The sequence below is a fragment of the Nonomuraea lactucae genome (genome assembly GCF_003313395.1).
In the GTDB taxonomy this organism is placed as follows: domain Bacteria; phylum Actinomycetota; class Actinomycetes; order Streptosporangiales; family Streptosporangiaceae; genus Nonomuraea; species Nonomuraea lactucae.
In genome coordinates this window covers 1-26,413 of the sequence record NZ_QNFZ01001052.1, presented here as the reverse complement: position 1 = coordinate 26,413, position 26,413 = coordinate 1, and the positions used below count along the sequence as shown (strand labels likewise).

General features: G+C 70.7%; 27 protein-coding genes. 17 read left to right on the top strand and 10 right to left on the bottom strand.

Features of this window, described 5'->3' with window-relative positions; genetic code table 11:
* Positions 1-59: 59 nt before the first annotated feature.
* From DQW85_RS40760 to DQW85_RS40730, 7 genes are all read right to left on the bottom strand, one after another.
* A complete protein-coding gene (locus tag DQW85_RS40760) occupies positions 60-1,607 on the bottom strand; it encodes an alkaline phosphatase D family protein (protein ID WP_113705078.1) in 1,548 nt (515 codons plus the stop codon).
* A gap of 81 nt (positions 1,608-1,688) precedes the next feature.
* Complete coding sequence (locus DQW85_RS40755) at positions 1,689-2,270, bottom strand: HAD family hydrolase (protein WP_113705077.1); 582 nt, start codon at positions 2,268-2,270, stop codon at positions 1,689-1,691.
* Positions 2,267-3,085, bottom strand: coding sequence for a hypothetical protein (locus DQW85_RS40750; RefSeq protein ID WP_113705076.1), 819 nt, complete (start codon positions 3,083-3,085; stop codon positions 2,267-2,269). The genes DQW85_RS40755 and DQW85_RS40750 overlap by 4 nt, the downstream gene beginning before the upstream one ends.
* A gap of 114 nt (positions 3,086-3,199) precedes the next feature.
* A complete protein-coding gene (gene arfB, locus DQW85_RS40745; protein WP_113705075.1) occupies positions 3,200-3,607 on the bottom strand; it encodes an alternative ribosome rescue aminoacyl-tRNA hydrolase ArfB in 408 nt (135 codons plus the stop codon).
* A 143-nt stretch (positions 3,608-3,750) separates the two neighbouring features.
* The gene (locus DQW85_RS40740) at positions 3,751-4,284 is read right to left on the bottom strand and encodes an NADPH-dependent FMN reductase (RefSeq protein WP_113705074.1); all 534 of its coding nucleotides are present in this window, start codon (positions 4,282-4,284) and stop codon (positions 3,751-3,753) included.
* Positions 4,285-4,423: 139 nt separating this feature from the next.
* Positions 4,424-4,870 carry a histidine kinase gene (locus DQW85_RS46250; RefSeq protein WP_240197748.1) on the bottom strand — a complete coding sequence of 149 codons (447 nt, stop codon included), beginning with the start codon at positions 4,868-4,870 and terminating at the stop codon, positions 4,424-4,426.
* A 256-nt stretch (positions 4,871-5,126) separates the two neighbouring features.
* Positions 5,127-5,900, bottom strand: coding sequence for an IclR family transcriptional regulator (locus DQW85_RS40730; protein ID WP_205315789.1), 774 nt, complete (start codon positions 5,898-5,900; stop codon positions 5,127-5,129).
* Positions 5,901-5,987: 87 nt separating this feature from the next.
* Between DQW85_RS40730 and DQW85_RS40725 the strand changes: the two genes are divergently transcribed.
* The 10 genes from DQW85_RS40725 to DQW85_RS40680 are packed head-to-tail and all read left to right on the top strand — an operon-like array spanning position 5,988 to position 15,678.
* Entirely contained in the window at positions 5,988-6,635 is a 648-nt protein-coding gene (locus DQW85_RS40725; protein WP_113705071.1) for an ABC transporter permease, read from the top strand.
* Positions 6,628-7,578: an ABC transporter ATP-binding protein gene (locus tag DQW85_RS40720; RefSeq protein WP_275888304.1), complete on the top strand. Its 951-nt coding sequence runs from the start codon at positions 6,628-6,630 to the stop codon at positions 7,576-7,578. Before DQW85_RS40725 ends, DQW85_RS40720 begins: the two co-directional genes overlap by 8 nt.
* Positions 7,568-8,332: an ABC transporter permease gene (locus tag DQW85_RS40715; protein ID WP_113705069.1), complete on the top strand. Its 765-nt coding sequence runs from the start codon at positions 7,568-7,570 to the stop codon at positions 8,330-8,332. Before DQW85_RS40720 ends, DQW85_RS40715 begins: the two co-directional genes overlap by 11 nt.
* Positions 8,333-8,343: 11 nt before the next feature.
* Positions 8,344-9,285 (top strand): glycine betaine ABC transporter substrate-binding protein, encoded by a 942-nt coding sequence (locus DQW85_RS40710; RefSeq protein WP_113705068.1) that lies wholly within the window; start codon positions 8,344-8,346, stop codon positions 9,283-9,285.
* A complete protein-coding gene (gene fae, locus DQW85_RS40705) occupies positions 9,285-9,755 on the top strand; it encodes a formaldehyde-activating enzyme (protein WP_113705067.1) in 471 nt (156 codons plus the stop codon). Before DQW85_RS40710 ends, fae begins: the two co-directional genes overlap by 1 nt.
* Positions 9,752-10,858, top strand: a complete 1,107-nt coding sequence (locus DQW85_RS40700; protein ID WP_113705066.1) for a mandelate racemase/muconate lactonizing enzyme family protein — start codon at positions 9,752-9,754, stop codon at positions 10,856-10,858. Before fae ends, DQW85_RS40700 begins: the two co-directional genes overlap by 4 nt.
* Complete coding sequence (locus DQW85_RS40695) at positions 10,846-12,267, top strand: aldehyde dehydrogenase (protein WP_240197747.1); 1,422 nt, start codon at positions 10,846-10,848, stop codon at positions 12,265-12,267. The genes DQW85_RS40700 and DQW85_RS40695 overlap by 13 nt, the downstream gene beginning before the upstream one ends.
* Positions 12,264-13,133, top strand: a complete 870-nt coding sequence (locus DQW85_RS40690) for an NAD(P)-dependent oxidoreductase (protein WP_113705064.1) — start codon at positions 12,264-12,266, stop codon at positions 13,131-13,133. Before DQW85_RS40695 ends, DQW85_RS40690 begins: the two co-directional genes overlap by 4 nt.
* Positions 13,130-14,260: an iron-containing alcohol dehydrogenase family protein gene (locus DQW85_RS40685; protein WP_113705063.1), complete on the top strand. Its 1,131-nt coding sequence runs from the start codon at positions 13,130-13,132 to the stop codon at positions 14,258-14,260. The genes DQW85_RS40690 and DQW85_RS40685 overlap by 4 nt, the downstream gene beginning before the upstream one ends.
* Positions 14,257-15,678 carry an NAD-dependent succinate-semialdehyde dehydrogenase gene (locus tag DQW85_RS40680; protein WP_113705062.1) on the top strand — a complete coding sequence of 474 codons (1,422 nt, stop codon included), beginning with the start codon at positions 14,257-14,259 and terminating at the stop codon, positions 15,676-15,678. Before DQW85_RS40685 ends, DQW85_RS40680 begins: the two co-directional genes overlap by 4 nt.
* Positions 15,679-15,798: 120 nt before the next feature.
* Here the strand turns inward: DQW85_RS40680 and DQW85_RS40675 are convergent, their stop codons facing one another.
* The 3 genes from DQW85_RS40675 to DQW85_RS40665 form a co-directional block, all read right to left on the bottom strand.
* Positions 15,799-16,728, bottom strand: a complete 930-nt coding sequence (locus DQW85_RS40675; protein ID WP_113705061.1) for an acyl-ACP desaturase — start codon at positions 16,726-16,728, stop codon at positions 15,799-15,801.
* Positions 16,729-16,830: 102 nt separating this feature from the next.
* Positions 16,831-17,457, bottom strand: a complete 627-nt coding sequence (locus tag DQW85_RS40670) for a hypothetical protein (RefSeq protein ID WP_113705060.1) — start codon at positions 17,455-17,457, stop codon at positions 16,831-16,833.
* A gap of 70 nt (positions 17,458-17,527) precedes the next feature.
* Positions 17,528-18,268: an HAD-IIA family hydrolase gene (locus tag DQW85_RS40665; RefSeq protein WP_420819218.1), complete on the bottom strand. Its 741-nt coding sequence runs from the start codon at positions 18,266-18,268 to the stop codon at positions 17,528-17,530.
* A gap of 100 nt (positions 18,269-18,368) precedes the next feature.
* On the opposite strand from DQW85_RS40665, the gene DQW85_RS40660 reads away from it, so the two are divergent.
* The 7 genes from DQW85_RS40660 to DQW85_RS40630 all read left to right on the top strand — a co-directional run bounded on the left by DQW85_RS40660 (position 18,369) and on the right by DQW85_RS40630 (position 26,262).
* Complete coding sequence (locus tag DQW85_RS40660) at positions 18,369-19,574, top strand: M20 metallopeptidase family protein (RefSeq protein WP_113705059.1); 1,206 nt, start codon at positions 18,369-18,371, stop codon at positions 19,572-19,574.
* A 42-nt stretch (positions 19,575-19,616) separates the two neighbouring features.
* Complete coding sequence (locus DQW85_RS40655; RefSeq protein WP_113705058.1) at positions 19,617-20,372, top strand: aminotransferase class IV; 756 nt, start codon at positions 19,617-19,619, stop codon at positions 20,370-20,372.
* 159 nt (positions 20,373-20,531) lie between these two features.
* On the top strand, positions 20,532-22,343 hold the full coding sequence (locus DQW85_RS40650) for an ABC transporter substrate-binding protein (protein ID WP_113705057.1): 1,812 nt from the start codon (positions 20,532-20,534) through the stop codon (positions 22,341-22,343).
* A 4-nt stretch (positions 22,344-22,347) separates the two neighbouring features.
* A complete protein-coding gene (locus tag DQW85_RS40645; protein ID WP_113705056.1) occupies positions 22,348-23,355 on the top strand; it encodes an ABC transporter permease in 1,008 nt (335 codons plus the stop codon).
* On the top strand, positions 23,352-24,254 hold the full coding sequence (locus DQW85_RS40640; RefSeq protein ID WP_240197746.1) for an ABC transporter permease: 903 nt from the start codon (positions 23,352-23,354) through the stop codon (positions 24,252-24,254). Before DQW85_RS40645 ends, DQW85_RS40640 begins: the two co-directional genes overlap by 4 nt.
* Before the next feature lie 2 nt (positions 24,255-24,256).
* Complete coding sequence (locus DQW85_RS40635; RefSeq protein ID WP_240197745.1) at positions 24,257-25,255, top strand: ABC transporter ATP-binding protein; 999 nt, start codon at positions 24,257-24,259, stop codon at positions 25,253-25,255.
* Positions 25,252-26,262, top strand: a complete 1,011-nt coding sequence (locus tag DQW85_RS40630) for an ABC transporter ATP-binding protein (RefSeq protein WP_113705055.1) — start codon at positions 25,252-25,254, stop codon at positions 26,260-26,262. The genes DQW85_RS40635 and DQW85_RS40630 overlap by 4 nt, the downstream gene beginning before the upstream one ends.
* Positions 26,263-26,413: the final 151 nt, after the last annotated feature.

The window sequence follows — 26,413 nt, the reverse complement described above, 5'->3', positions numbered from 1 at the left end:
CTCCCATGCGGACGGCAGGCGCCCTCCCCGGTCGGGGGAGGGCGCCGGCGGTGGGGCGGTCAGGCGCGCGCCTGGGCCGCGGACGGGATGGTGACCCGGTGCGCGGTCCTCGCGCGGGCGCCCCGGCGGGAGATGTAGTCGAGCGTCCGGTACGAGACCGAGAGGTCGTCGCGGGTGAGCCGGGCCAGGATGTAGCCGCGCCGCTGGTCGATGTAGGAGATGTGCGGGTTCTCCGAGAGCGACTCGGAGATCCACGCCTTGTCCCGGTAGCCGTCGCCGTCGCTGGCGATGGACGAGGTCACCAGCTCGCGGGCGACCACAGGGGAGTCCGGGTCGTCGAAGTCGGCCTTGAGGTCGGCCAGGTGGTGCATGTGGGCGTCGCCGGTCAGCACGACCGGGTTGGAGGTGGCCGCGAGCGAGCCGAGGAGGCGGGTGCGTTCGGAGGCGTAGCCGTCCCAGGAGTCGAGGTTCACCTCGCGGCCGGGGCCCGCCTTGTAGTCGCGATGGGTCATGAGGATCTGCTGGCCGAGCAGGTTCCAGCGGGCGCCGGAGCCGCGCAGCCCGCTCTCCAGCCAGTGCCACTGGCCGGCCCCGAGCAGGGTCCGCTTCTCGGCGAGCCGCTCGTCGCAGCCGGCGCGCACGCCGTCGAGGCAGGCCTGGTCGTCGCGGAACTGGCGGGTGTCGAGCAGGTGGAAGCGCGCCAGCGTGCCCCAGGAGACGCGCCGGTTGACCCGGAGCACCGCCCCCTGGACGCTGGCGCGGCGCAGCGGCATGTTCTCGTAGTAGGCGCGGAAGGCGTCGGCCCGGCGGCGGTCGAAGGCCGGGGCGCCCGTGCTGGAGACGGGCCCGGCCCAGTTGTTCTCCACCTCGTGGTCGTCGAAGGCCACCAGCCACGGCGCCGTGGCGTGCGCGTGCTGGAGGTCGGGGTCGCTCTTGTACTGGGCGTGCCGGAGCCGGTAGTCGGCCAGGGTGGCGCACTTGCCCGGCGTGTGGGTGCGCACCCGCCCGGCGAGCGCGGTGTAGCCGCTCGGGCCGTACTCGTAGAGGTAGTCGCCGAGGAAGACCACGAGGTCCGGCTGCTCCTCTGCCAGCCGCCGGTAGGCGGTGTAGAAGCCGTGCTCGTAGTGCGCGCACGCGGCCACGGCGAACGTCAGCGGCCGTTCCCCCGCCGGCGTCGTCATGGTGCGGCCGGCGGGCGAGACCCTGCCCTGGCTCCTGAACCGGTAGTGGTACACCCGGCCCGGCTCCAGGCCGCCGAGCTCGACGTGCACGCTGTGCGCGTTCCGCGGCCGGGCGGTCGCCGTACCGGATCTGACGATCGACGAGAAGCGCTCGTCGGTGGCGACCTGCCAGTCGACGTCGACGTCGCGCGCGGGCATGCCGCCGCGCCCGTCGCCGCCCAGCGGGTCGAGGGCGAGGCGGGTCCAGAGCACGAACCCGTCCGCGGACGGGTCACCGGAGGCGACGCCGAGCGTGAACGGGTCGCCCTTGAGCGCCCTGGAGGCGCGGGCCGGGGAGGCGAGGGTGGAGAGGGTACCGGTGGGAAGCGTCTCGGCCGGGATGAGCAGGCCGGCGGCGGCCGCCGCGAGGAAGGATCTGCGGTCCACGCTCCAGATATGTCCGGCTCGGCTGGCCCGGCCATGACAGGGGAGTCAAGGCCAGGTGAACAGCGTCAGTCGTCCTCTTCCTCAAGGGATGAGGGCGTCGCGGAGGGCCGTGGCGGTGGTGAAGCGGATCCCGGCCATCCCCGCGCGCAGGGCGCTCGCGACGTTCTCGGGGCGGTCGTCGACGAAGACGACGTCCGCCGGGTCGGCGCCCAGCTCGCGGGCGAGGTGGTCGTAGATCTCCCTGTCCGGCTTGACCAGTCCGATCCTGCCGCTGTAGACGCGGTGCGGGATGGCGGCGATCCAGGGCAGCCGGTCGAGACCGTCGGCCATGACGGCGGGCGCGTTGGACAGCAGCGCCACGCCCGCTCCCCCGGCCGCCAGCTCGCCGAGCAACGCCACCGTGCCCTCGTCCGGGTGGGACCAGCTCGCGACGTCCATGGCGGTGAGCCGCTCGGCCTCCCCGCCGCCGACGGCCCTGCCCAGCACCGCCGACCAGTAGCCGCCGGCGGTGAGGGCGGCGCGGTCGAAGTCGAGGCGGTGCTTCCAGTAGCCGGCCCTGAACGCCTCGGGATCGGCCCCGGCCGCGCGGGCCATGGCCTCGAAGTCGGCGTCCGGCTGCGGGAGGGACAGGACGTTGCCGTAGTCGAAGGCGATCCACCTCATGTGAGGAATGGTCGCAGATGAGGGCCGAGCGCCGGGCAGCCCAGATACTTCTCGGCGGTGTGGAAGTCGATCCAGTCGAGGTTGACCAGCTCCTCGCAGTCCACCCCGGTGAAGCTGTCGCACAGCTCGGGCGGGATGGCGGCGATGTCGTCCTTGTCGGCGATGTTGACCCACCGGCGGACGCCGGGCGGACGCGCGCCGCGGCCGTTGACGGGTGCGGGCAGGAGGCGTTCGAAGACCACGTCGCGCATCCCGAGCGGGCTGCCCACGGTCAGGAGCAGGTCCACCTTCAGCGCGGGGTCGGACCAGAGCGCCTCGTAAGCGACGACGCTGCCGAGCGAGTGGGCGAGCACGACGCGCGGCCGGTTCCTGCGTACGGCGTCGGCGACCGCCCGGCGGGACCTGTCGCGCCTGCCCGGGTCGGTGAGGTAGGCCGCCACCTCCGGCGCGAACAGCTCCGCGAACACCACCGACCGGCTGTCGAGCCTGCTCATCACCCAGCCCGTGAAGGACTTGAGCGCCCCGGTGACGTGCTCGCCCACGCCGAGGTGCCTGGCCCAGCCGGCGAGCACCTGGTGAGCCGACGCCTCCACGGAGGCGAACGGCCTCGCGCCCTCCCGCGGCCCGTCATCACGCAGAAGATGGGAGTAGTAGGCGACCTCGCTGATGTACGCCCTGGGCTCGCCGCCGAGCGCCGCGTGGAGGTAGCGGTCCCATTTCAGCCGCATCGCCTCCGCCGCCCCCGCCGCCGAGTCGCCGGCGTTGACGTAGTAGTCGTACTTGCCGATTCCGTGCACGCCGACGATGCCCGCCACAGCGCCTCCCCACTAGGCCCGCAGATTCCAGGCGATGGTGGCATGCGCCGCTTTCATCCGCCTGACAAACCAGCGGATCCGCACTCCGGATCCCGGCGAGGAGGGTGCTCGACGTCAGGGATCGCGGCGCAGGCGCTTGAGGTCGGAGCGGTGCTTCTTCGTCGCGATGCGGCGCTCGACGGCACCGCGGCCGGGTTTGGTGGGGCGGCGGCGCTTCGGGGGCGGCGCGATCGCCTCGCGCAGCCGCTGGGCGAGGCGCTGCGCGGCGGCCTCCCGGTTGCGCAGCTGGGAGCGGTGCTCGGAGGCCGCGATCGTGATGGTGGCGGAGCCGAGCCGGTCGAGGGCGCGGGCCTTGAGCGACGGCGGCAGGGCCGTGGTGGCCGCCACGTCGAAGCTGAGCTCCACCCTGCTGTCGGTCGTGTTGACGCCCTGGCCGCCCGGGCCGGAGGAACGCGAGAACCGCCAGACCAGCTCGGCGTCAGGGATGACGACCGATTCGTTGACGACCAGCGGGCCGGGCATGGCGGCGTGCTCCCTTCTCTCCAGGCTGTGACGTCCACCGTATCGAGGACCCCCGTACGGCGGGCAACGGCATTTCCGTCACGCCTCAGGAGAAACGCCTCAGGAGAGAGGCGGATTCCGCCGCTCGGACCGGTGGGGCCCGGTCAGGCGGAGAAGGCGGGCTCCCTGACCGGGGCGGGGCACAGCTGCCGGACCACGGCCCGCACCTGGTCGCGCAGGTAGCGGGCGGTCAGCCGGCCCTGGTCGTCGAAGTGCGGGCAGACCGGTGAGATCACCAGCTCGGCGCCCATCGCTACGGCTCCGGCGTGGATGAGCTGCTTGAACAGCTCCGCCTGCGCCCACATGGCGCCGCACGCCCGTACGCTGGCGCTCATCACCGCCACGTGCTTGCCCGTCAGCGCGCCGCCCGCCGACATCCAGCGCAGCGTGTGGCCGAGCTCGACGGGCAGCAGGCTGTGCTCGGGAGCCGTCAGCAGCAGCCCGTCCGCCCCGTGGACCAGCTGGAGCAGCTCGATCGCCGGGTCAGGCACCGGCCCGGCCACGAACGGCGGCACGTTGGCGAAGCCGGTCCAGCGGGTGAATTCCACGCCCGGCGGCAGTTCCGCGCCCGCCGCGTCGAGCAGCTTGGTGATGAAGGACCCTGAGTGGAGGCTGGCGGCGATCCCGATGATTCTCACCCTCTACTCCCCAAGGGTCTCGATCTGGCACCCGTAGTCGGGAACCTGCCCGATGTCGTGGATGTCCAAGACCATCCCGAGGTCAAGACGGGGCCGCGATTGCCGTCTCAACATCCCATGCGCGGGCGCGTCGCTGTTGTCACCGGTTCCGCACTGGTCGGGAGAGCTCCGGCGGGCGGAACCGAGCCGGGCGGATCTCGCGCAACAGGGTCAGGCCGTCGACATCGGGCATCCGGATATCGAGCCGGAGGTGCACCCGGAAGCCGCCACCCTTGGTGATCGTGACGCCCAGATGCGTGTCGTCGCCCAGGACCTGCACGGTGGCGTCGTCCAGGGTGCGCACGCTCAGGCGCCGGACCGTGGCGGCCGCCTCGCCCGTCGCGCGGTCGGCCGCGTTCGTCTGCAGCGCGCCCGCCTGCACGGCGATGAGGCTGACCCAGTGGGAGACCATGTCGTGCATCTCCCTTGCGAGCTGGGCCCGTTCCCTGGCCACCACTGTTTGGGCGACGAGCTCACGTTCGTGCTCGCGCGCCTCGCCGATCTCCACCAGCACGAATGGATTGACCAGGCACACGGCCAGCAGCACCGCCAGGCCGGCCGGGAGCAGTCGGCCGCGGTTGCGGTGGCGACCGTGTAGGGCACGACGAGCGCTGCGACTTCCAGGCCCGAGACCAGCGCGGCCGGCAGCGTGAGCGCGAAGGCGAGGCAGGGCCACCGGCGGCGGAGCGGAACGGCGCGGGAGCGCCCAGGGCGCAGGCCGTGTCCAGCGGTCCCCCCTACGGCGCGGCGGCCATGGTCGCGTTGGGCGTGCTGGCGCTGGTGGCGGAGTACCGAGTGGCCGATCAGGGGCCGGGCACCCCTGCTGGAGGGTTCGACAGGCGGGCTGTCAGCTCGGTGGCGATCCGGGCGGTGAGGCGGCCGGCGGCGTCGAGCTTGTCGCCGAGTCGTCCCTTGGGGGCGGCCACGTTGATCGCGGCGATGATGCGCCCACGGAAGTCGCGCACGGGGGCCGAGCAGCCGACGACGCCGACCTCGAACTCCTCGTCCACCGTGGCGTAGCCGCGGGCCTTGATGCGCGCGATCTCTTTCAGCAGCGCGTCGGTGTCGCCGAACTTGACCGCCCCCGCTGCGGTGAGGCGTTCGGGGGGGAACCAGTCGCGGACCACGGCCGGTTCCCAGTCCGAGATGAGCACGCGGCCGGCCGAGGTCGCCGGGACGGCGACGCTGACGCCCTCCCAGCCCACGCCGCGGAAGGCGTGTGAGGGCGATTCGCTGAGTAGGGTGAGGACGTCGCCGCCGCGCAGGACGCACAGGTGGGCGGTCTCGTGCATCTGGCCGACCAGCCTCCGCAGATACGGCCCCGCGGTCGCGACCAGGTGCGCCTCGCCGGTGCGCGCGGCCAGTGCGTAGAGCCGCCAGCCGAGCCGGTATCCCTGCGTGTCGGGATCCCGCTCGACCAGGCCCTCCTCGGCCAGTGACGCGAGTGCCCTGGAGACCTGGGTCTTCTCTCGCCTGACGAGTTGGGCCACGCGCGTGACGCCCAGCTCTCCGTGCTGCGCAAGCACGTCGATGAGTTCGAGGTCGCGGCGGAGGCCGGACGAGTTGGTTCTGGACATCCCTCTCCAAGGTGCCATATGAGCAACAGGTGTTGCAATCAAGGTTTGCACACATTTAACGTCAGCGACATCAACCAGGGAGGGGAAATGGACTTTTCCAGATACCTGGAACGCCGGTGGGACGACCTGCTCGAACAGGCGGCCCAGCACGCCGCGGTGGTGGCGCTGTCCGTTCTGCTCGCCACCGCGATCGGGGTGCTCGTCGGCGTTCTGACGTGGCGCAGCGCACGCGCGAGCGGAGTGGCCATCTCGGTCTCCGCGGCCTTGCTCACCATTCCCTCGCTCGCGCTGCTCGCGCTGCTCATCCCGCTGCTCGGGCTCGGCTGGGCTCCCACGATCGTGGCCCTGGTCGTCTACTCGCTGCTGCCGATCATCCGCAACACGGTCACCGGGCTGCGCAGCGTGGACCTCGCGGTCCTGGAGTCGGCCAGAGGCATGGGACTGACCGGCCGGCAGACGGTGTGGCGCGTCCAGCTCCCGCTGGCCTGGCCGATCATCCTCACCGGCGTCCGGGTCTCGACCCAGATGCTGTTCGCCATCGCCACGATCGCCGCCTACGTCGCCGGCCCCGGGCTCGGCAACGAGATCCTGTCCGGCCTGGCCGGACTCGGCTCGGCCAACGCGCTCAACAAGGCGATCGCCGGCACCGCCGGGGTCGTCCTGCTCGCCCTCGCCTTCGATTTCGCCTTCGTCGGCCTCCGCCGTGTCACCACCCCCAGGGGGCTTCGTGTCTGACATCAAGCTCGTCAACGTGACCAAGCAGTACGACGGCCAGCCCCTCCCGGCGGTCGACGGGGTCACCCTCGACATCGCCGCCGGTGAGCTGGTGGTCTTCGTCGGCCCGTCCGGCTGCGGCAAGACCACCACCATGAAGATGATCAACCGGCTGATCGAGCCCACGTCCGGGCGGATCCTCCTCGGCGGCACCGACGTGATGAGCATCGAGCCGAACGAGCTGCGCCGCCACATCGGCTACGTCATCCAGCAGATCGGTCTGTTTCCGCACATGACGATCTCCGAGAACATCCAGCTCGTCCCCGGGCTGCTCGGCTGGGACAAGACCAGGAGTCGCAGGCGGGCCGACGAACTGCTCGAGCTGGTGGGGCTCGACCCCGTGGCCTACCGCGACCGCTACCCACGGCAGCTGTCCGGGGGGCAGCAGCAGCGCGTCGGAGTGGCCAGGGCGCTCGCCGCCGACCCGCCGGTGATGCTCATGGACGAACCGTTCGGCGCCACCGACCCCATCACCAGGGAACGGTTGCAGAACGAGTTCCTGCGGCTGCAGGCCGAACTGCGCAAGACGATCGTCTTCGTCACCCACGACTTCGACGAGGCGGTCAAGCTAGGGGACCGTATCGCCGTGCTCGAGGAACGCTCGCGCATCGCGCAGTACGACACGCCGGAACGCATCCTCGCCACCCCCGCCGACGACTATGTCGCGAGCTTCGCCGGATCCGCGACAGCGATCAAGAGGCTGGCGCTCATCCCGGCCGAACGGCTGCCGGGCAAGCCGCTCAACGTGGCGAACGGCCTGCCCACTCTGGACAAGGGCGGCAGCGCCCGCGACGTCCTTGATCTGATGATTCGGTGGGGCACGGCTCAGGTGGCCGTCGACGGTGGGAAGGCCGTGGATTTCGAAACCATCTGCGGATTGCTGGGAGACGACCATGGCCGTTGACACCCTCAGCGGCGCCTTCGGCGGGGCTACCCGCAAGAGCAGGAGCTACAACCTCGGCACCCCACTCGTGCTCGCCGCGGCGCTGGTCCTCCTGTATCTGTGGCTCTCCACGCAGCAGCTCGACAGCATGGAGGCCAGGGTGCTCAGCGCCGCCTCCATCCGCGACGCCACGCTGGCCCACCTGACGCTGACCGCGATCTCCACCTCCATCGTCGTGGTGATCGCGATCCCGATCGGTGTGCTCCTCACCCGGCCGTTCGCGCGCTGGCTGACGCCCTGGGTGATGGCCGTGGCCAACGTCGGACAGGCCGCACCCGCCCTCGGCGTGCTGGTGCTGCTGTCGATCCTGTTCGGCATCGGCACCAAGATCGCCATTGTCACCCTGGTGTTCCACGCCACCCTGCCCGTACTGCGCAACACGATCGCCGGCATCCAGCAGGTCGACTCCGCGCTGCTGGAGGCGGGCCGGGGCATGGGGATGAGCCGCCGGCAGATCCTGCGCAGACTGGAGCTCCCACTGGCGGTGCCCGTGGTCATGGCCGGACTGCGCACCACCATCGTCATCTGCGTCGGCATCGCCACGGTGGCGACGTTCATCAACGCGGGCGGGCTCGGCGACATCGTCGTCGCCGGCATCAAGCTGCAGCGCACCTCGATCCTCGTCACCGGCGGCGTCCTGACCGCCGTCATCGCCCTCGGCCTGGACTGGCTCGCCGGGCTGGCAGAGAAGTACGTCCGTCCCCAAGGCATCTGATGGAGCAACCGATGCGCAGACCATCGTTCAAACCGTTCGTCCTCACCGCGGGCCTGCTACTGACCGTTGCCGCGTGCGGCTCGTCATCCAGTACGTCTCCCGCGGCGGCTGAGCGCGCCCCCCTCGACGGGGTCAAGCTCACCATCGGCGCCAAGGACTTCGCCGAGCAGAACATCCTCGCCCACCTCACCGCCGGGCTCCTGCGGGGGTCCGGCGCCTCGGTGGAGACCAAGGAGGTCAAAGGCTCGGCCAACACCCGCAAGGCGCTGGAGGCCGGTGAGATCCAGCTCTATTGGGAGTACACCGGCACCGCCTGGATCACCTACCTGGGCAACGACGAGCCGATCAGCGACGCCGCCCAGCAGTACGACGCCGTGGCCAAGGCCGACAAGGCGACCAACGGCATCACCTGGCTGCCCGGCGCGCCGTTCAACAACACCTATGCTCTGGCGCTGAGCAAGGAGAAGGCCGCCGAGCTGGGCGTCAAGTCGCTGTCGGACCTCGCCAAGGTGCCGCCCTCCCAGGCCACCATCTGCGTGGAGAGCGAGTTCGCCGCCCGCAACGACGGTCTGCCCGGCCTGCTCAAGGCGTACGGGGTGGACGTCCCCGAGGACAACGTCAAGTTGCTGGACACAGGCGTCATCTACACCGAGACCGACAAGGGCCAGACGTGCACCTTCGGTGAGGTCTTCACCACCGACGGGCGCGTCAAGGCCCTCGGACTGACGGTGCTGGAGGACGACAAGAAGTTCTTCCCCGTCTACCAGGGCGCTCCGACGATCAAGACCGACACGCTGAGCAAGCACCCGAAGATCGCCGAGATCTTGGCGCCGCTCTCCCAGAAGCTGACCACCGAGGTCATGCAGGGGCTCAACGCACAGGTCGACGTGGACGGCGAGGATCCGGCGGACGTGGCTCAGGACTGGCTCGCGCAGGAAGGACTGCTCAAGTGATGCGCATCGGAGAGAGTTTCGTCGGCGAGGGCGCCGACGCCGCGCACGTCAACACCGTGCTGGGCGAGCGCGAAGGTCCTGTCGGCACCGCCTGGGCCACCGCGCTCGCGACGCCCAGCCATGGGCACACCCCCTTCGTCGCCGTGCTGCGGCCGAGCCTGCCGGTCAGGCCGTTGACGCTGTTCGTCAACAAGGCGCCGATCGCCCACGACAGGCATGCCACGCTGACCTGGGGCGCCGCTCAGGCGGGCGTCGCGGCTGGAGTCGCCGACGCCCTCGCGGAGGGCGACATCGAGGAGGAGCACGTCCTGATCGCCGCCGTATGGGTGAACCCCGAGGCGAAGGACGCCGACGCCATCTACGCCAACAACCGCGCCGCCACCCGCAACGCCCTCGTCAACCAGCCCCCCGCGCTCGACGAGGTGCTGGCCGCCCGGCACAGCCCCGCCAACCCCTTCTACACCCCATGAAGATCACCAACATTCGGCTGGACCGGCTCCGCCTCGTGCTCGACCCGCCCTTCCGCGCGGCCTGGGACCCCGTGCCACGCGGCCACTTCGACGCGACAATCGTGCGCGTCGAGACCGACGAGGGCATCGTCGGCGTAGGCTCGGGCGACACGATGGACGGTTTCGAGGCGTTCGAGCACCTGTTTCTCGGCTCCGACCCGCTCGACATCATCCGCCACGTCCGCACGATCGAGACGATGAACTTCCACTCGGGCCGCTACTGGCCGCTGGAGGTCGCGCTCTGGGACATCGTCGGCAAGGTGGCCGGGCTGCCCGTCGCCACCCTGTTCGGCAACGTGCACAAGCGGGTGCGCGCCTACGCCTCCAGCGGCGAGCTGAAGAGCCCCGCCGAGCGCGTGGAATCGGCGCTGGCGGCCCGCGAGCGCGGTTTCGGCGCGATGAAGATCCGCATCGACCGTACCGGGCTCGACGTGGGCATCCACACGGTCGCCATGGTCAGGGACGCGCTCGGCCCCCACTTCGAGATCATGGTCGACCTCAACCAGGCGTGGCGGATGGCCGGAGACGTCGAGCCCGCCCTCGACTTCGCCACCGTCCGCAGGACCGTCGAACGGCTCGGCGAGCTGGGGGTGTTCTGGGTGGAGGAGCCCCTGCCGTACCAGGACATGGCAGGGCTGCGCACGCTGCGCGCGGAGACGGGCGTCCGGATCGCGGCCGGCGAGATGCTGCCCTCTACCAGTGACCTGCTCGGCTACCTCGAACACGACGCACTCGACGTATACCAGATGGACGTCGTGCTGGCCGTCGGCATGCACCGCGCCCGCACCATCGCCGAGGTCGCCCAGCTGCGGCACCGCATGTTCACCCCGCACAGCTGGACCAACGGCATCGGGGTGCTCGCGAACCTGCACGTGACGGCCGGGGTGGGCGGCGGACCCTACTTCGAGTTTCCCTACGACCCGCCCGGCTGGACGCCGGTGCGGCGCGACTTCATGCTCACACAGCCCGTGGACGTCACCCCCGACGGCTACATCGAGGTGCCCGACGCCCCCGGCCTGGGAGCGACGCTGGACGAGGAGGCGGTGAACCGGTGGAAGATCTGATGTTCATCGACGGGACGTACGTCGAGGCCGCGTCAAGGAAGACCTTCGAGGATGTGAGCCCGCGGGACGGCGCCGTGCTCGCCACCGTACCCTCCGGCGACGCCGAGGACGTCGATCGGGCCGTCAAGGCCGGGCGTCGGGCCTTCGACGACGGGCGCTGGCGTGACCTGCCGCCGCGCGAACGCAAAAGGATCATGCTGCGCTTCGCCGACCTGATGCGCGAGAACCGCGAGGAACTGGCTCGGCTCGAGACGCTCGATGTCGGCAAGCCCATCAGCGAGTCGCGGCGGGTGGACGTCGAGGGCGCCGCGACCTGCCTGCAGTGGTACGGCGAGGCGATCGACAAGACCTACGACGAGATCGCCCCGGCGGGGCCCGGCGCCCTCGCGCTGGTCACCAGGGAGCCGCTGGGGGTGGTCGGCGCGGTGGTCCCGTGGAACTACCCAATGATCATCTCTGCCTGGAAGATCGCGCCCGCGCTCGCCATGGGCAACAGCGTGGTGCTGAAGCCGGCCGAGCAGTCGCCTCTGTCCGCCCTGCTCATGGCCCGCCTCGCGGCCGAGGCCGGCCTGCCGGACGGCGTGCTCAACGTCGTCACCGGGCACGGCCCGACCGCCGGCGCCGCACTGGGCCGCCATCCCGGCGTAGACAAGATCGCCTTTACCGGCTCTCCGGAAGTCGGGCGTCTCTTCCTCGGCTACGCCGCCCAGTCGAACGGCAAGGCCGTCTCGATCGAGGCGGGCGGCAAGTCCCCTCAGGTCGTTCTCGACGACGTCGCGGACATCGAGGCCGCCGCGTCTGCGATCGCGTGGGGAATCTTCTACAACGCCGGCCAGACCTGCAACGCGGGTTCCCGTGTGATCGTCTCCGAACGTGTCAAGGACGAGTTGCTCGACGCCGTGCTGAAGGTCTCCTTCACAGTCGGCGACCCGCTGGACGAGGCCACCACCATGGGCCCGCTCGTGGACCAGGCCCAAGCGGAGCGCGTGCTCGGCTATGTCGAGCTCGGCCGCGCCGAAGGCGCACGGCTGATCACCGGGGGCCACGCGGACGGCCTGTACATGCAACCGACCATCTTCGACGGCGTCCGCAACGACATGCGCATCGCCCAGGAGGAGATCTTCGGCCCCGTCCTGTCCGTGATCACCTGCTCCGGCGAGGAGGAGGCGGTACGGCTGGCCAACGACACCCGCTACGGTCTCGCGGCGAGCGTGTGGACCAGCGACGTCACCCGGGCGCACCACGTCGCCAGGCGGCTGCGCGCCGGCACCGTCTGGGTCAACACCTTCGACGTCAGCGACGTCATCACCCCCTTCGGCGGCTTCAAGGACACCGGTACCGGCAGGGACAAGAGCCTGCACGCGCTCGACGCCTACTCCGCACTCAAGACGACTTGGATCCAGCTATGAACATCGGCTTCATCGGCCTCGGCAACATGGGCGGCCCGATGGCCCTCAACCTCATCAAGGCCGGCTACGAACTGACCGTGTACGACGTGCGGCGCGAAGCCGCCGCCGAGCACGTCAGCCTGGGCGCCACCTGGACCGCGTCGGCGGCCGACTGCGCCGCCCAGAGCGACACCCTGATCACTATGCTGCCTGGCCCGCGGCAGGTCGAGGCAGTGATGCGGCAGGTCACGCCTCCCGAAGGGACGACCTGGATCGACATGTCCACCTCCGCCCCCGACACGGCGCGCCGGTTCGACGTTCCCAAGCTGGACGCACCGGTAAGCGGCATGGCCAAGGGGGCGATCGCCGGGACGCTGCAGATCTTCGTCGGCGGCCCCGCCGAGCTCTACCAGCGGCACCGGCCGGTTCTGGAAGCGATGGGAGACCCGGAGAGGATCTTCCACGTGGGCCCGGAGGGCGCCGGATACACCGTCAAGCTGATGATCAACCTGCTCTGGTTCACCCACCTCGTGGCGACCACCGAGGTGCTCACGATGGGCATGAAGGCGGGCGTGGACCTGGAGACGCTGCGCACCTCCCTTGCCGCCAGCCCGGCATGCAGCAACTTCCTCGCCAACGACGTGCTCAGCGTGCTGCGCCACGGAGACTACGACGACTCCTTCGCCATGGCCCTGGCCTGCAAGGATCTCGGCCTCGCCGTGGACGTCGGTCGCGACGTCGGCGTGCCCGTCGAGCTGTCGGCCCTCGTCGAACAGATCTACCGGCGCGGGCGAGCCCGCTACGGCGACCTGGCCGGGGAGATGAGCCCCATGCGGCTGTACGAAGACCTCGCCGGAGTCGAGCTGCGCACCGGAGGGACCCGATGACGTTCACCATCGCCCCTGTCGGGCTGGTCCACTGCGGCGAGGGATCATTGGGCGAGTTGCCCGCGGCCGTCGCCACGACGGGGAAGACCCGCGCCTTCGTGGTCACCGACCCCGGCATCCGCACCGCGGGCATCCTTGACGAGGTGCTGGCTCTCTTGCCCAGCGCCGGCGTGTTCGCCGAGGTCGAGCCCAACCCGTCCACCACGACCATCGAGCGGGCCGCCCGGGCGGCCCGCTCCTACGGGGACGCGGCCGTCGTCGCGGTCGGGGGTGGCTCAAGCCTCGACGCCGCCAAGGCGGTCGCCCTCGCGGCGGCCAATCCCGGCGTGGACGTGACCGACCTGGACTACCGCAAAGAAGGCCTACGGCCGGGGCTGCCCATCGTCGCCGTCCCCACCACGGCCGGCACCGGCGCCGAGAGCAACGGGTTCGGCGTCATCGAGGACACGGCCGCCGCATGCAAGATCTACCTCGGCAACGCCTCCACCCAGCCGGTGATCTCCATCCTGGATCCCGCACTCACCATCGGCCTGCCTCCGCGGGCAACCGCCGCGACCGGAGTGGACGCGCTGGTGCACGGCATCGAGTCGCTCACCTCACGCGGACGCAACCCCGTCTCTGAGGCGTACGCGCACCACGCGGTCAAGCTCGTCTTCCGCTGGCTGCCCCACGCCGTCAAGGACGGCACCGATCTGGAGGCCAGGGGACAGCTCCTGCTCGGCTCTCACCTTGCCGGGCGGGCGCTCGGCATCTCCGGGCTCGGTCTTGTCCACGGCATCGCTCACGCCATCACCGCCCGCACCGGCGCCGCGCACGGCCTGGCACTGGCCTCGGTGCTGGGAGCGGTGCTCGAGTTCAACCTGCAGACGTGTGCCGAGCAGTATGCGGACATCGCACTGGACCTCGGCCTTGGCCGGGCCGACGGCCGGGCGATGATCGAGGCGGTTCGGGAGTTCGTCGACCAGGTCGGGGTCCGGACGACGCCGGCGGAACTGGGCTGCACTCCCGCGATGGCCGGCGACCTGGCCAGGGTCGCGCTCGCCGACCCGGTGACCGCCAACACCCCGCGGCTGCCGAGCCAGGCGGAGCTCCGCACGCTGATCACCGCGTCCCTGAAGGAATCATGACACCCACCGGATGCTTCATCGACGGCAAGTGGCGGGAGACCCTCCGGCGATTCCCCGTGACCGACCCGGCCACGGGAGAGCTGCTGGCCGAGGTGGCCGACGCCGGCCCCGGCGACGGCGCGGTGGCGCTGGACGCGGCCGTCGCCGCGCAGGACGCCTGGGCCGCGACACCGCCCAAGGAACGAGCCGGCGTTCTGCGCCGGGCGCGCGAGGAGTTGCTCTCGAGGGGTGAGGAGTTCGCGCTGCTCATCACCCGGGAGATGGGCAAGCCGCTGGCCGAGTCCCGCGCCGAAGTGAGCTACGCCGCCGATTTCCTCCAGTGGTTCGCCGAGGAGGCTGTGCGGGTCTCCGGGGAGTACCGGATGAGCCCCGGAGGCGACTTCCGCGTGATCACCACCCGACAACCGGTCGGGCCCTGCCTGCTCATCTCACCGTGGAACTTCCCCCTCGCGATGATCACGCGGAAGATCGGGCCCGCGCTGGCCGCGGGATGCACGGCGCTGGTCAAGCCGGCCGAGGACACCCCGCTGTCCTGCCTCCTTCTCGCCCAGGTGCTCGCGGACGTCGGCCTGCCGCCCGGGGTGGTGAACGTGCTGCCGACGAGCCGTCCAGCACCGCTGGTCGAGCCGCTGCTGGCCGACCCGCGGTTGCGCAAGCTGTCGTTCACCGGCTCCACCGAGGTGGGGCGGTCGCTGCTGGCACAGGCGTCGGGCAACGTGCTTCGCACCTCGATGGAGCTCGGCGGGAACGCCCCGTTCCTGGTCTTCGCCGACGCCGACCTGGAGGCGGCGGTCCAAGGCGCGATGCTGGCCAAGCTCCGCAACGGAGGTCAGTCGTGCGTGGCGGCCAACCGCTTCCTGGTCGAGGAGCCGGTGGCGGAGGAGTTCGCCGCACTGCTCGCCGAGCGGATGAGCCGGGTACGCCTGGCCCCGGGCACCGATCCCGCTTCCGAACTCGGACCGTTGATCAACACCGTTCAGCGCGACCGCGTCGCCGGGCTGGTGGACGACGCCGTCTCCCGCGGTGCCCGTGCGCTCACCGGCGGGGCAGCGCACGGCGCGTTCTTCCCCGCCACCGTACTGGCCGATGTCCCCGCCTCCGCGCGCGTCAACCAAGAGGAGATCTTCGGTCCAGTGGCCCCCATCTCCACGTTCTCCGGCGAGAAGACGGCCCTGGCGATGGCCAACGACACAGGGTCCGGGCTCGTCGCCTACCTCTACACCGCCTCTCTGGATCGCGCAGTCCGGGTCGCCGAGCGCCTGGAAACCGGCATGGTCGGGCTGAATCGAGGCCTGGTCTCCAACGCGGCCGCCCCGTTCGGCGGGATCAAGCAGTCGGGTCTGGGCAGGGAGGGGGGTTTCGAGGGCATCAGCGAGTACCTCTCCACCAAGTACCTGGCGCTCGACACCGCACCATGACGATCCCGGCAACCAGCCATCCCGTGAGCGCCTGCGCACCAAAGGCGCGCAGGCTCGCGGCGCGACGCGCCCCCGACCGAACCCGGTCCGACAAACCCGGTCCGACCGGCGCGAACGGGGTCAGCGCAGGGCGGCGGCGCGGGCGCGGCGCTCCTCGCGGCGCGCGACGAACTTGGCGGCCGTCGCCTCGGTCCTGGCCAGGAACCCCGACAGCTCCTCGCGGGCCCGTTCGCCCTCGGCGTCCAGCCCGGTCTTGTCGAAGACCGCCCACTGCTTCAGCACCGGCATGAGCACCTCGTCGAGGTGGAGGCGCAGGTCGTAGATGCCCTCGTTCGCGATGATCATGGCCTTGCGGGTGAAGCCCTCGATACTCGCCCCGGGCATCTGGAACGTGGTCACCACGTCGGTCACGGCCCGCATGGTCTGGTTGGGGTCGAGCTCGAAGGCCGCCTTGAGCAGGTTTCGGTAGAAGAGCATGTGGAGGTTCTCGTCGGCGGCGATGCGGGCCAGCAGCCGCTCGCAGCCCTCGTCGCCCGAGGCCCTGCCGGTGTTGCGATGCGCGATGCGGGTGGCCAGTTCCTGGAAGGAGACGTACGCCAGCTGCTGCAGCATGGTGCCGTATTCGGTGGCGAAGCCGTTCTCCATGTGCACCATGCGGGCACGTTCCAGCGCGACCGGGTCGACCGCCCGCGTCACCGTCAGGTAGTCGCGGATCGCGACGCCGTGCCGGCCCTCCTCGGCGGTCCAGCGGTGCACCCACGTGCCCCACGCGCCGTCACGGCCGAACGTGGTGGCGATCTCGTGGTGGTAGCTGGGCAGGTTGTCCTCGGTCAGCAGGTTGACGATGAGCGAGACGCGGGCGGCGTCGGGCAGCTTGCTCTGGCTCTCCTGCCAGGCCTCTCCCCCGTAGACGCCGTCGAAGTCGCGGCCCTCGCTCCACGGCACGTACTCGTGCGGGAACCACTCCTTGGCCATCGTGTGATGGCGGTCGAGCTCCCCCGCGACCACGGGCTCGAGCTCGTGCAGGAGCTCCGTCTGAGTCATCGCCATGTATACATCGTCTCCTTGCCTACGGGACCGTAGGTTAGAGGCTACCCGAAGGTCATCGAGGTCCCGTAAGGTGCCATGGCCATGCCGCGCGGGGAGCGATCGTCACTCGCGACGGTCCTCGATCTCCCAGATGTGGTCGATGACGTGCCAGGCGAGCCTGCGCGCGGCGTAGCGGGGCGGCCAGCGGAGCTCCTCGCCCGGCTGCCACGGTCGTGACAGCACCTCGGCCAGCTCCGCGCGCATCGCGTCGCGGTCCTCGCGGCTCCTGTACGGCTTGTGCCGCACGCCGACCTGGCGGGCGTAGCTCCGCTCGGCCTCCACCACGTGATCGTAGATCTTCGTCAGGTCGCGCCCGCCGCCGCGCGGCCCCTTGCGCAGCTCCTCCGGAGACTCGGCCACCACGTCGTCGAACAGCTCCCAGGCGGCCCGCAGCACCTTCGCCTGGCGTTCGCCCTCCGCCGCGCCGACCGGCTCGCGGTCGAGGTCGCAGATGGCGTGGGGGGCGCCGAAGTCGGTCGTCGCGTCGCCCGGCACCCGGGCGGCCACCTCGGGCTCGCCGGGCTCGAACGCCAGCCCGGCCCGCGCGGCGACGACGCGGTAGCGGGGCACGTACTCCATGAGCATGTCGAGGGCCGCCTCCTCGCCCTTGGCGGCCCGGCACCAGCCGGGCCACTCCAGCGAGCAGGCGAAGACCTTCTTCGAGCCGATCTCCAGGTAGACACGGGTCATGGCTTCAGCCTCGCATCCATCCCTGCCAACCCCTGTCAGGTTCAGCGGGTCAGGTTCGGCCGGGTCAGGTTCAGATCAGGTCGACGAGGTCGGCGACGGAGTCGACCACGAGGGAGGGCCGGTAGGGGAAGCGCTCGATCTGGTGGGGCTGGGTGACGCCGGTGAGCACGAGGATCGTGTAAAGGCCGGCCTCCATGCCGCAGACGACGTCGGTGTCCATGCGGTCGCCGATCATCGCGGTGGTCTCGCTGTGGCCGTCGATCGCGTTGAGCGCGCTGCGCATCATGCGCGGGTTGGGCTTGCCGACGAAGTAGGGGTCGACGCCGGTGGCCTTGGTGATCATCGCGGCTACGGCGCCGCAGGCGGGCAGCGAGCCCTCGGTGGACGGCCCGATCGGGTCGGGGTTCGTGGCGATGAAGCGGGCGCCGTTCTCGACGAGCCGGATGGCGCGGGTGATCTGGGTGAAGCTGTAGGTGCGGGTCTCGCCGAGCACCACGTAGTCGGGGTCGAGGTCGGTGAGCACGTAGCCGACCTCGTGCAGCGCGGTGGTCAGCCCGGCCTCGCCGATCACGTACGCGGAGCCGCCCGGCCGCTGGTCGTCGAGGAAACCGGCGGTGGCCAGCGCGGACGTCCAGATCGACTCGGGGGGCACGTGCAGGCCGGCGGCGTGCAGCCGCACTGACAGGTCTCGGGGGGTGTAGATCGAGTTGTTCGTCAGCACCCTGAACGGCTTGCCGGACTCGCTGAGCCGCTTGATGAAGGTGTCGGCGCCGGGGACCGGGCGCCCCTCGTGGACGATGACCCCATCCATATCGGACAGCCAATAATCGATCTGCTTACGCTCGGTCACCCGGTCATCGTACCGACGGCGCCCGGTCGACTTCGCGTCCAGCATGTGAAGAAATGTCATCATGTCGCTCACCGAATCCGCGCTGGACATGCGCGACGAGCTCGTCCGGCTGCGCCGCTCGCTGCACACCACGCCCGAGATCGGCCTCACGCTGCCGCGTACGCAGGAGAAGGTCCTGGAGGCGCTCGGCGGGCTGCCACTGGAGATCACGACCGGCAGGTCCCTGAGCTCGGTCACCGCCGTGCTGCGCGGCGGCCGGCGTCCCGAGGGCCCGGCCGCTCCCGTGGTGCTGCTGCGCGGCGACATGGACGCGCTGCCCGTGTCCGAGCGCAACGACCTGCCGTACGCCTCCATGGTCGAGGGCCGCATGCACGCGTGCGGTCACGACCTGCACACCACGATGCTGGCGGGCGCCGCGCACCTGCTGAGCTCCCGGCGTGAGGAGCTGGCCGGCGATGTGATCTTCATGTTCCAGCCGGGCGAGGAGGGCTGCGAGGGCGCCCGGCACATGATCGACGAGGGCGTGCTCGACGCCGCCGGCGCCCGGCCCGTCGCGGCGTACGGCATGCACGTCGTCTCCTCGATGCTGCAGCCCGGCCTGTTCGCCACCCGGCGGGGCCCCGTCATGGCGGCGGCCGACGTGTTCCAGGTGACGGTGACGGGGCGCGGCGGCCACGGCTCCAGCCCGCACCGCGCGCGCGACCCGATCCAGGCGGCCTGCGAGATGGTCTCGGCGCTGCAGACGATGGTGACCAGGACCTTCGACGTGTTCGACCCGGTGGTGGTCACGGTCGGCCAGTTCCACGCGGGCACGGCCGACAACGTGATCCCCGACGAGGCGTACTTCGAGGCGACGGTCCGCACGTTCGGCAGGGACAGCCGCAGGCTGGTCAAGCGGCGGCTCGTCGAGGTGGTGGAGGGGGTCGCGGCCGCTCACGGACTGGGCGTGGAGGCGTCGTTCGGCATGGGCTACCCGGTGACGGTGAACGACCCGGGCGAGGCGGACTTCGCCGGGCGGACGGCCGAGGAACTGTTCGGGCCCGGCCGCTTCTTCGTCACGCCGAAGCCCAACACCGGCGCGGAGGACTTCTCGTACGTGCTGGAGGCGGTGCCGGGGGCGTTCGTGTTCCTGGGCGCGTGCCCGCCGGACCGCGACCCGGCGACCGCGCCGTACAACCACTCCACTGAGGCGATGTTCGACGACGAGGTGCTGCCGGACGGTGCCGCGCTCTACGCCGCCCTGGCGATGTCCCGCCTGGGTTCCTGACCGCGCGCCCGGCGAGAGGGCGGACTCCGTACGCTGGAGGGCATGATCGATCGCGTAGCCGTCGACGGGCGCCCCGCGGGCGCCGGGGACCTCGGCCTCACCGTGGCCGGACGAAACGGGCACTTCACTGCGATGCAGGTCAGAGGAGGCCGGGTGCGGGGCCTCGACCTGCACCTCGCCAGGCTCACCGCGGCCACCGGCGAGCTGTTCGGCGTGCCCCTGGACCTCGACGTGGTGCTGGCCTCGGCCCGGGAGGCGCTCGGCGACGCGCGGGACGCGAGCGTCCGGGTGTACGTCGTGGACCGGGACGGCGTCCACGTGATCGCCACCGCCGTGTCCCCGCACCGGTGGCCGGGGCCGCCGCGCGCCCTGATGACGGCCGCCTACCAGCGGTTCCTGCCGCACATCAAGCACCTGGGCGGGTTCCCGCAGGCCTACCTGCGAGGCCGGGCGGAGGCCGGGGGCTTCGACGAGGTGCTGTTCACCGGCCCCGGCGGACTGATCTCCGAGGCGGGCATCGCCAACCTCGGCTGCTTCGACGGGGAGCGGATCGTCTGGCCGGACGCGCCGATGCTGCGCGGCATCGCGATGGGGCTGCTGGAGCGCGGCGGCCTGCCGTTCGAGCGCCGGCCGCTCAGGGCCGCCGACCTGGCCGCCTTCCCGCTGGTGTTCCTGTCCAACTCCTGGGGCGTGACGCCGGTGGGCCGGGTGGACGACCTCGAGCTGAAGGTGGGCGAGGACGAGTGGGCGCGGCTCGCCGCGGACTACGACGCCACCCCCTGGGACGCCCTCGGGTAAAGATTCGCGGCATGGAGACGAGCGCCATTGCGGGCACCGATGAAGGAAAGTTACATTAGCCAAACTACCCCTGGAGATTATTTGACGCACGGAATCGCGTGCACGTAAGGTCCGGTCAACCTCAGACCCCGACCGTCCCGACATCCCCCGGAGCGGAACATGAAGCGACTAGCAGCGGTTGTTGCGTTGCTGGGCCTGGCCACGGGCACAGCGTGCAGCGGTGGTTCCACCGACCCGTCCGGTTCGGGTGGTGGCGGGCTCTTCACCACGATCGACGTGACCCGGCCGGGCATCGACGCCAACGCCCCGGCCAACCCGTTCAACCCCAAGGGCAACGTCTTCAGGGGATACAACGAGATCAGGCTGGCCTACTCCAAGAACCACCTGACCGACCCCAACGTCTTCTACCCCGGCGCCGCGACCAGCTGGGAGATCGCGCCCGACAACTCCTCGATCACCGTCAAGCTGCCGCCGAACGGCAAGTGGTCCGACGGCAAGCCGCTGACCGCCGAGGACGTCAAGCTCTCCATCGGCATCGCCTACACCCAGGGCAGCACCGCGTTCGCGATCACGCCGGGCGCCGCCGGCGCCGCCGCCGAGGTCACCGTCGTCGACCCGACGACCATCAAGGTCACCCAGGACATGTCCAACCCGAGCGCCAAGTTCGCCCGCGGCGTCATGGACACCATCGTGGTGCCCGCCCACGTGTGGGGCGGCGTGCTGCCTGCCGACTTCTGGGACAAGCTGAAGGCCTCGCGGGGCACCGGCCCCGTGGCCGACAAGGCCCGTGAGGAGATCACCGGGCTTGGCCAGAAGATCATCGCCTTCAGGCCGGAGAAGGACGTCTCCGGCGGCCCGTTCACGCTGGCGCGGGTCAACCCGGGCGAGGCGCTGCTGGTCAGGAACAAGAACTTCTACAACGCCTCGAAGATCGCTCCGGCGCAGGTGAAGTTCCTCAACTACACCGGCAACGAGCAGATCTGGAACTACCTGATCGCCGGCAAGCTCGACCACTCCGGCTTCACGGCGGTCCCGACCGACGTGATGAACCGCATCAAGCAGGCTCCGGGCGCCCAGGTCGTCAGGGGCTTCTCGCCGGTGTCGGTGGGCATGGCCTTCAACCAGTCCAAGAAGCCGTACGACAACGTGCACGTGCGCCGGGGCCTGGCCTACCTGATCGACCGCGAGCAGGTCACCAAGACGGCCTCCCCCGAGGGCGGCACCCCGGCCGCGACGACCTCCGGCATCCACCAGAGGCCGGCCGCCGAGTGGCTGGGCGACGAGGCGGGCACGCTGGAGCCGTACAAGTTCGACAAGGCGAAGGCGGAGGCCGAGTTCAAGGCGGCGGGGCTGCGGCAGAAGGACGGCAGGTGGGCGCTGCCCGACGGCTCGCCCTGGAAGGTCTCCATGACCGCCCCGGCCGGCTTCTCCGACTGGATCTCCGCGCAGGAGAACATCAAGAGCCAGCTCATCGAGAACGGCGTGGACGCCGAGGTCGTCACCGTCGCCGACTACCCCCTCTACCTGGAGGAGATCGCGGCGGGCAAGTACGACGTGGGCTTCTGGCTGCTGGCGCTAGGCCCGGCACCGTACGACATCTACCAGCGGCTCTACGGCGCCTCCAACGGCTGGACCAACGTCGCCGGCAAGATCCGGCACTCGCCCGCCGGCAAGGACGGCAACTGGATGGGCAGCGCCGAGACGATCGACGTCGAAGGGATCGGCAAGATCAACCCGGGTGAGCTCACCGGCAAGCTGAACAACGTCGGAGCAGAGGAGGCCAAGCCGATCATGGTCAAGCTGGCCAAGGCCGCGAACCAGGACCTGCCCGCCATCCAGCTCTGGGACTACGTCAACGCCCAGTTCGTCAACACCGGCCGCTTCACCGGCTGGCCCGGTGAGGACAGCGACCTGCTGCGCTGGCCCGCGGGCGTCTGGATGCAGCAGGGCCTGCTGAAGGCGAAGCGGTAACAGCATGACGATCATCGCACGCCGGCTCGCGGGCCACGCGGCCCGCGGGATCGTCATGGTCTTCGCGGTCGCCACGATCAGCTTCTTCATCATCCGGAACATTCCCGGCGACCCGATGGCCGCGAGATACCAGAAGCTCCTGGAACAGGGCATGTCCCCGGAGGCCGCCGAGCGGGCCACGACCGTGATGTACGGCTTCATGCCCAAGGGCACCCTCTGGGAGCAGTACACCGACTACATCGCCGGGCTGTTCACCTTCGACCTGGGCGTGTCGGTCACCAATCCCGGCACCCCCGTGACCGAGGTGCTGGGCGAGGCCGCCAAGTGGACCGTTCTACCCGTGCTGGCGGGCACGCTGCTGAGCTTCCTGCTGGGCGTCGTCATGGGCGTCTACGCGGCCGTCAAGCGCACCGGCAAGCTGGGCGACCTGCTGGCGATCTCCGGCTCGCTCCTGCACGGCGTGCCCCAGTACGTGCTGGCGCTCCTCATGATGGCGATCTTCACCACGATCCTCGCCGTGCTGCCGGCGGGCGGCACCGCGGACATCCTCTTCGAGCCGGGCTTCAACGCCGGCTACATCGGCTCGCTGATCGAGCACGCCACGCTGCCCGTCCTCACCTACGCGCTGGCGAGCTACGGCGGCTGGACCCTGGCGATGAAGTCGAGCGTGGTCACCGTCCTCGGCGACGACTTCATCCTCGCCGCCGAGCTGCGCGGCCTGAAACGGTCCATCGTCTTCAGGTACGTGGCGCGCAACGCGATCCTGCCGCTGTTCACGATCCTGGCCCTGTCGCTGGGCATGCTGTTCGGCGGCGCCATCTTCATCGAGAAGATCTTCAACTATCCGGGGCTCGGCTTCCTGCTCCTCGAGAGCGTCACCAACCGTGACTACGCTCTGATGGGCGGCGCGTTCCTGCTGATCACCCTGGCCATCGTGGTGGCGAACATCCTCGCCGACCTGTTCTACACGGTGATCGACCCGCGGGTGCGGTCCGGTGGGGAGGTGTCGTGAGCGTCCTCCTGGAGGGCTCGACCACGTCGGCGACCATGCGCCGCAACTTCTGGCGCGGCGTCTGGCGGGTGATGAGGCGCAAGCCCAGCCGCCTGGCCGGGGCCGTCATCCTGCTCGGCTTCGCCGTCATGGCGGTCTTCGGCCCCATGTTCTACCCCGAACACCTCCCCCGCGACCTGGCTGCGGGCGTCTACGCGCAGCCGAGCGCCGAGCACTGGTTCGGCACCGACGGGCAGGGGCGCGACGTCGTGGCTCTGGTCGTCACGGGCTCCCGGTACGTGCTGCTGAGCGCCCTGGTCACCGCGGTCGTCACGGTCGTGCTCGGCGCGGCGATCGGGCTGTTCGCCGGCTTCAGGCGGGGCCGGTGGGACACCGCGCTCATGCGGCTGACCGACATGAAGCTGACGATCCCCGGACTGCCGCTGCTGCTCGTGCTGTCCACCATCTGGAAGTTCGGCAGCGCCGTGGAGATGGGCCTGCTGCTCGGCCTGCTCGGCTGGGGCGCGGTCGCCCGGGCCGTGCGCGCGCAGACGCTGTCGCTGCGCGAGCGCGGCTTCATCGAGGCGGCCCGCGGGCTGGGCCTGTCGACCACCCACATCGTGGGCAAGGAACTGCTGCCGAGCATGGCCCCCTACGTCGCGATGAACATGCTCATCGCGGTCACCGGGGCCGTCTACGCGCAGGTCGGCCTGTTCTTCCTGGGCGTGCTGCCGTACGAGGCCGACAACTGGGGCGTGATGCTCAACCTGGCCGTGTTCGGCGGCGGCGCGATGACCACCACCGCCGCGCTGCCGTACATGCTGGCGCCGCTGCTGGCGATCCTGCTGCTCACGCTCGGCATCGTGCTCGTGGTCGACGCCATGGACGAGATCTTCAACCCCCGGCTGCGCGAGGAGTAACAGTGGCCCATCCAGCAACGGCGCAGGCGCCGGGCGTGCGCATCGACGGCCTGACCGTCGTCTACAGGACCCCCGCGGGCGAGCTGCCGGCCGTGCGCGACGTCAGCCTGACCCTGGAGCCGGGCTCGATCACCGGCATCGTCGGCGAGTCCGGGTCCGGCAAGTCCACGCTGGCCCTGTCGCTGCTGAACGCGGTGCAGCCGCCGGGCCGCATCGCCGCCGGCAGCGTCGAGATCGACGGGCTCGGCGACGTGGCCCGGTTCGAGGGCGAACGGCTGCGCAAGGCCAGGGGCGCGCACATCGGTTACGTGTTCCAGGCGGCCCAGAACTCACTCAACCCGCTCAAGACGGTCGGCAAACAACTGCTCGACCTGGGCCGCTCGCACGGCGTGGACGACCTGCGCGGCCTGGTCCGGGAGGCGAGGGAACTGCTCGGCCGGATGGGCCTCGACGGGGCCAGGGTGCTCGACTCGCACCAGCACGAGCTGTCGGGCGGCATGCGGCAGCGGGTCGGCATCATGCTGGCGCTGGTGCTCAACGCGCACCTCGTCGTCCTCGACGAGCCCACCACCGCGCTCGACATGATCACGCAGGCGAACATCCTCAGGATCGTCCGCGAGGTGCACGCCGAACGTGGGCTGACCACGCTGGTCATCACGCACGACATCGGCGTGGTCGCCGAGGTGGCCGACCGGCTCGCGGTCATGTACGGCGGGCGGCTGGTCGAGCAGGGCCCCACCCGTGAGGTGCTGGGCGCGCCGAGCCACCCCTACACCAGGGGCCTGATCACGGCCATCCCCCGCCTGACCGGCGACATCGACGAGGCGCGGGCGCTGCCCGGCCGCCCGCCGACGCTGGTCACCGTGCCGAAGGAGGGCTGCGTGTTCAGGGAGCGCTGCGCGCTGCGGATGGACGTCTGCGACACCGACGACCCGGCCGCCGCCGAACACGGGGCGAGGGTCGTGGCCTGCCACGCGGTGAAGGTGAGGGAGCACGCGTGATCACGGGGAACGGCATCACCAAGACCTTCAGGCAGCGGGGCGACGTGCTCGGCGGCCGGGAGGTGCGGGCGCTGCGCGGCGTCGACTTCGCCATCCCCAGGGGCGGGGCGGCCTCGTTCATCGGGGAGTCGGGCTGCGGCAAGACCACGCTCGGGCGGATCATCGCCGGGCTGGAGACGTACGACGAGGGCGAGATCGGCATCGACGGCACGTCGATGTCGCCGCTCACGCCCAAGCAGCGCCAGCCGCACTTCCGCAAGATCCAGATGATCCACCAGGACCCCTACTCGGCCCTGAACCCGACCCGCACGGTCCACCAGACCCTGGGAGCGCCGCTGGCGCTGCGGGCCAGGCAGACCGGGCGGTCGCGGCAGTGGATGGACGAGCGGGCGGCCGAGGTGCTGTCGCTGGTGGGGCTCGACCCGGGGACGGTGCTGTCGCGCTACCCGCACCAGCTCTCGGGCGGCATGCGGCAGCGGGTCGTCATCGCCCGGGCGCTGACCGTGGACCCCGAGATGCTCGTCGCCGACGAGGCGGTCTCGATGATCGACGTGTCGCTCCGGCTGGGCATCCTGGCGCTGCTGAAGGACCTGCGCGAGCGGCTGGGCGTGAGCGTGCTGTTCATCACCCACGACGTGGCCACCGCCCGCTACATCGGTGACGACGGCGAGCTGTACGTCATCTACCGGGGCCAGGTGGTCGAGCGCGGCCCCGTCGACACGGTCATCGCCGACCCGGTGCACCCGTACACGCAGTCGCTGCTGTCGGCCATCCCGGTGCTGCACGGGCTGGAGCGGCCCGGCGAGCAGCCGGTGGTGCCGCTCGAGTCGCTGGACGAGTCGCAACCGGACACCGGGTGCCTGTTCGCGCGCCGCTGCCCGTTCCGCTCCGGGCGGTGCGAGAGCGAGCGGCCCGCGCTCGGGGCGACGCGGGGCGTCCCGCAGGAGCACGCCTGCTTCCACCCGGAGCGGCGCAGCGTCATCGCCCGCCCGATGAGCGGGGTGTGAGCCGGGTGCCCCACGCCGACCCCGGCCCGTCCCTCGAACGTGCCGTGGAGGTGCCGCAAGCCGGCCCCGGCCCGTCCCTCGAACGTGCTGTGGAGGTGGCGCGGGCGGCGCTGACGCTGGACGCCGCCGAGGCGGGCGCGCTGGTGCGGCG

Excerpts from the sequence above, each read along its gene's own strand:
- DQW85_RS40685 (WP_113705063.1), top strand. The coding sequence starts at position 13,130 with ATGACGTTCACCATCGCCCCTGTCGGGCTGGTCCACTGCGGCGAGGGA.
- arfB (WP_113705075.1), bottom strand. The coding sequence starts at position 3,607 with ATGCCCGGCCCGCTGGTCGTCAACGAATCGGTCGTCATCCCTGACGCC.
- DQW85_RS40650 (WP_113705057.1), top strand. The coding sequence starts at position 20,532 with ATGAAGCGACTAGCAGCGGTTGTTGCGTTGCTGGGCCTGGCCACGGGC.
- DQW85_RS40670 (WP_113705060.1), bottom strand. The coding sequence starts at position 17,457 with ATGACCCGTGTCTACCTGGAGATCGGCTCGAAGAAGGTCTTCGCCTGC.
- DQW85_RS40725 (WP_113705071.1), top strand. The coding sequence starts at position 5,988 with ATGGACTTTTCCAGATACCTGGAACGCCGGTGGGACGACCTGCTCGAA.
- DQW85_RS40730 (WP_205315789.1), bottom strand. The coding sequence starts at position 5,900 with ATGTCCAGAACCAACTCGTCCGGCCTCCGCCGCGACCTCGAACTCATC.
- DQW85_RS40655 (WP_113705058.1), top strand. The coding sequence starts at position 19,617 with ATGATCGATCGCGTAGCCGTCGACGGGCGCCCCGCGGGCGCCGGGGAC.
- DQW85_RS40715 (WP_113705069.1), top strand. The coding sequence starts at position 7,568 with ATGGCCGTTGACACCCTCAGCGGCGCCTTCGGCGGGGCTACCCGCAAG.
- DQW85_RS40660 (WP_113705059.1), top strand. The coding sequence starts at position 18,369 with ATGTCGCTCACCGAATCCGCGCTGGACATGCGCGACGAGCTCGTCCGG.
- DQW85_RS40710 (WP_113705068.1), top strand. The coding sequence starts at position 8,344 with ATGCGCAGACCATCGTTCAAACCGTTCGTCCTCACCGCGGGCCTGCTA.
- DQW85_RS40680 (WP_113705062.1), top strand. The coding sequence starts at position 14,257 with ATGACACCCACCGGATGCTTCATCGACGGCAAGTGGCGGGAGACCCTC.
- DQW85_RS40645 (WP_113705056.1), top strand. The coding sequence starts at position 22,348 with ATGACGATCATCGCACGCCGGCTCGCGGGCCACGCGGCCCGCGGGATC.
- DQW85_RS40665 (WP_420819218.1), bottom strand. The coding sequence starts at position 18,268 with ATGGATGGGGTCATCGTCCACGAGGGGCGCCCGGTCCCCGGCGCCGAC.
- DQW85_RS40700 (WP_113705066.1), top strand. The coding sequence starts at position 9,752 with ATGAAGATCACCAACATTCGGCTGGACCGGCTCCGCCTCGTGCTCGAC.
- DQW85_RS40675 (WP_113705061.1), bottom strand. The coding sequence starts at position 16,728 with ATGGCGATGACTCAGACGGAGCTCCTGCACGAGCTCGAGCCCGTGGTC.
- DQW85_RS40690 (WP_113705064.1), top strand. The coding sequence starts at position 12,264 with ATGAACATCGGCTTCATCGGCCTCGGCAACATGGGCGGCCCGATGGCC.
- fae (WP_113705067.1), top strand. The coding sequence starts at position 9,285 with ATGCGCATCGGAGAGAGTTTCGTCGGCGAGGGCGCCGACGCCGCGCAC.
- DQW85_RS40755 (WP_113705077.1), bottom strand. The coding sequence starts at position 2,270 with ATGAGGTGGATCGCCTTCGACTACGGCAACGTCCTGTCCCTCCCGCAG.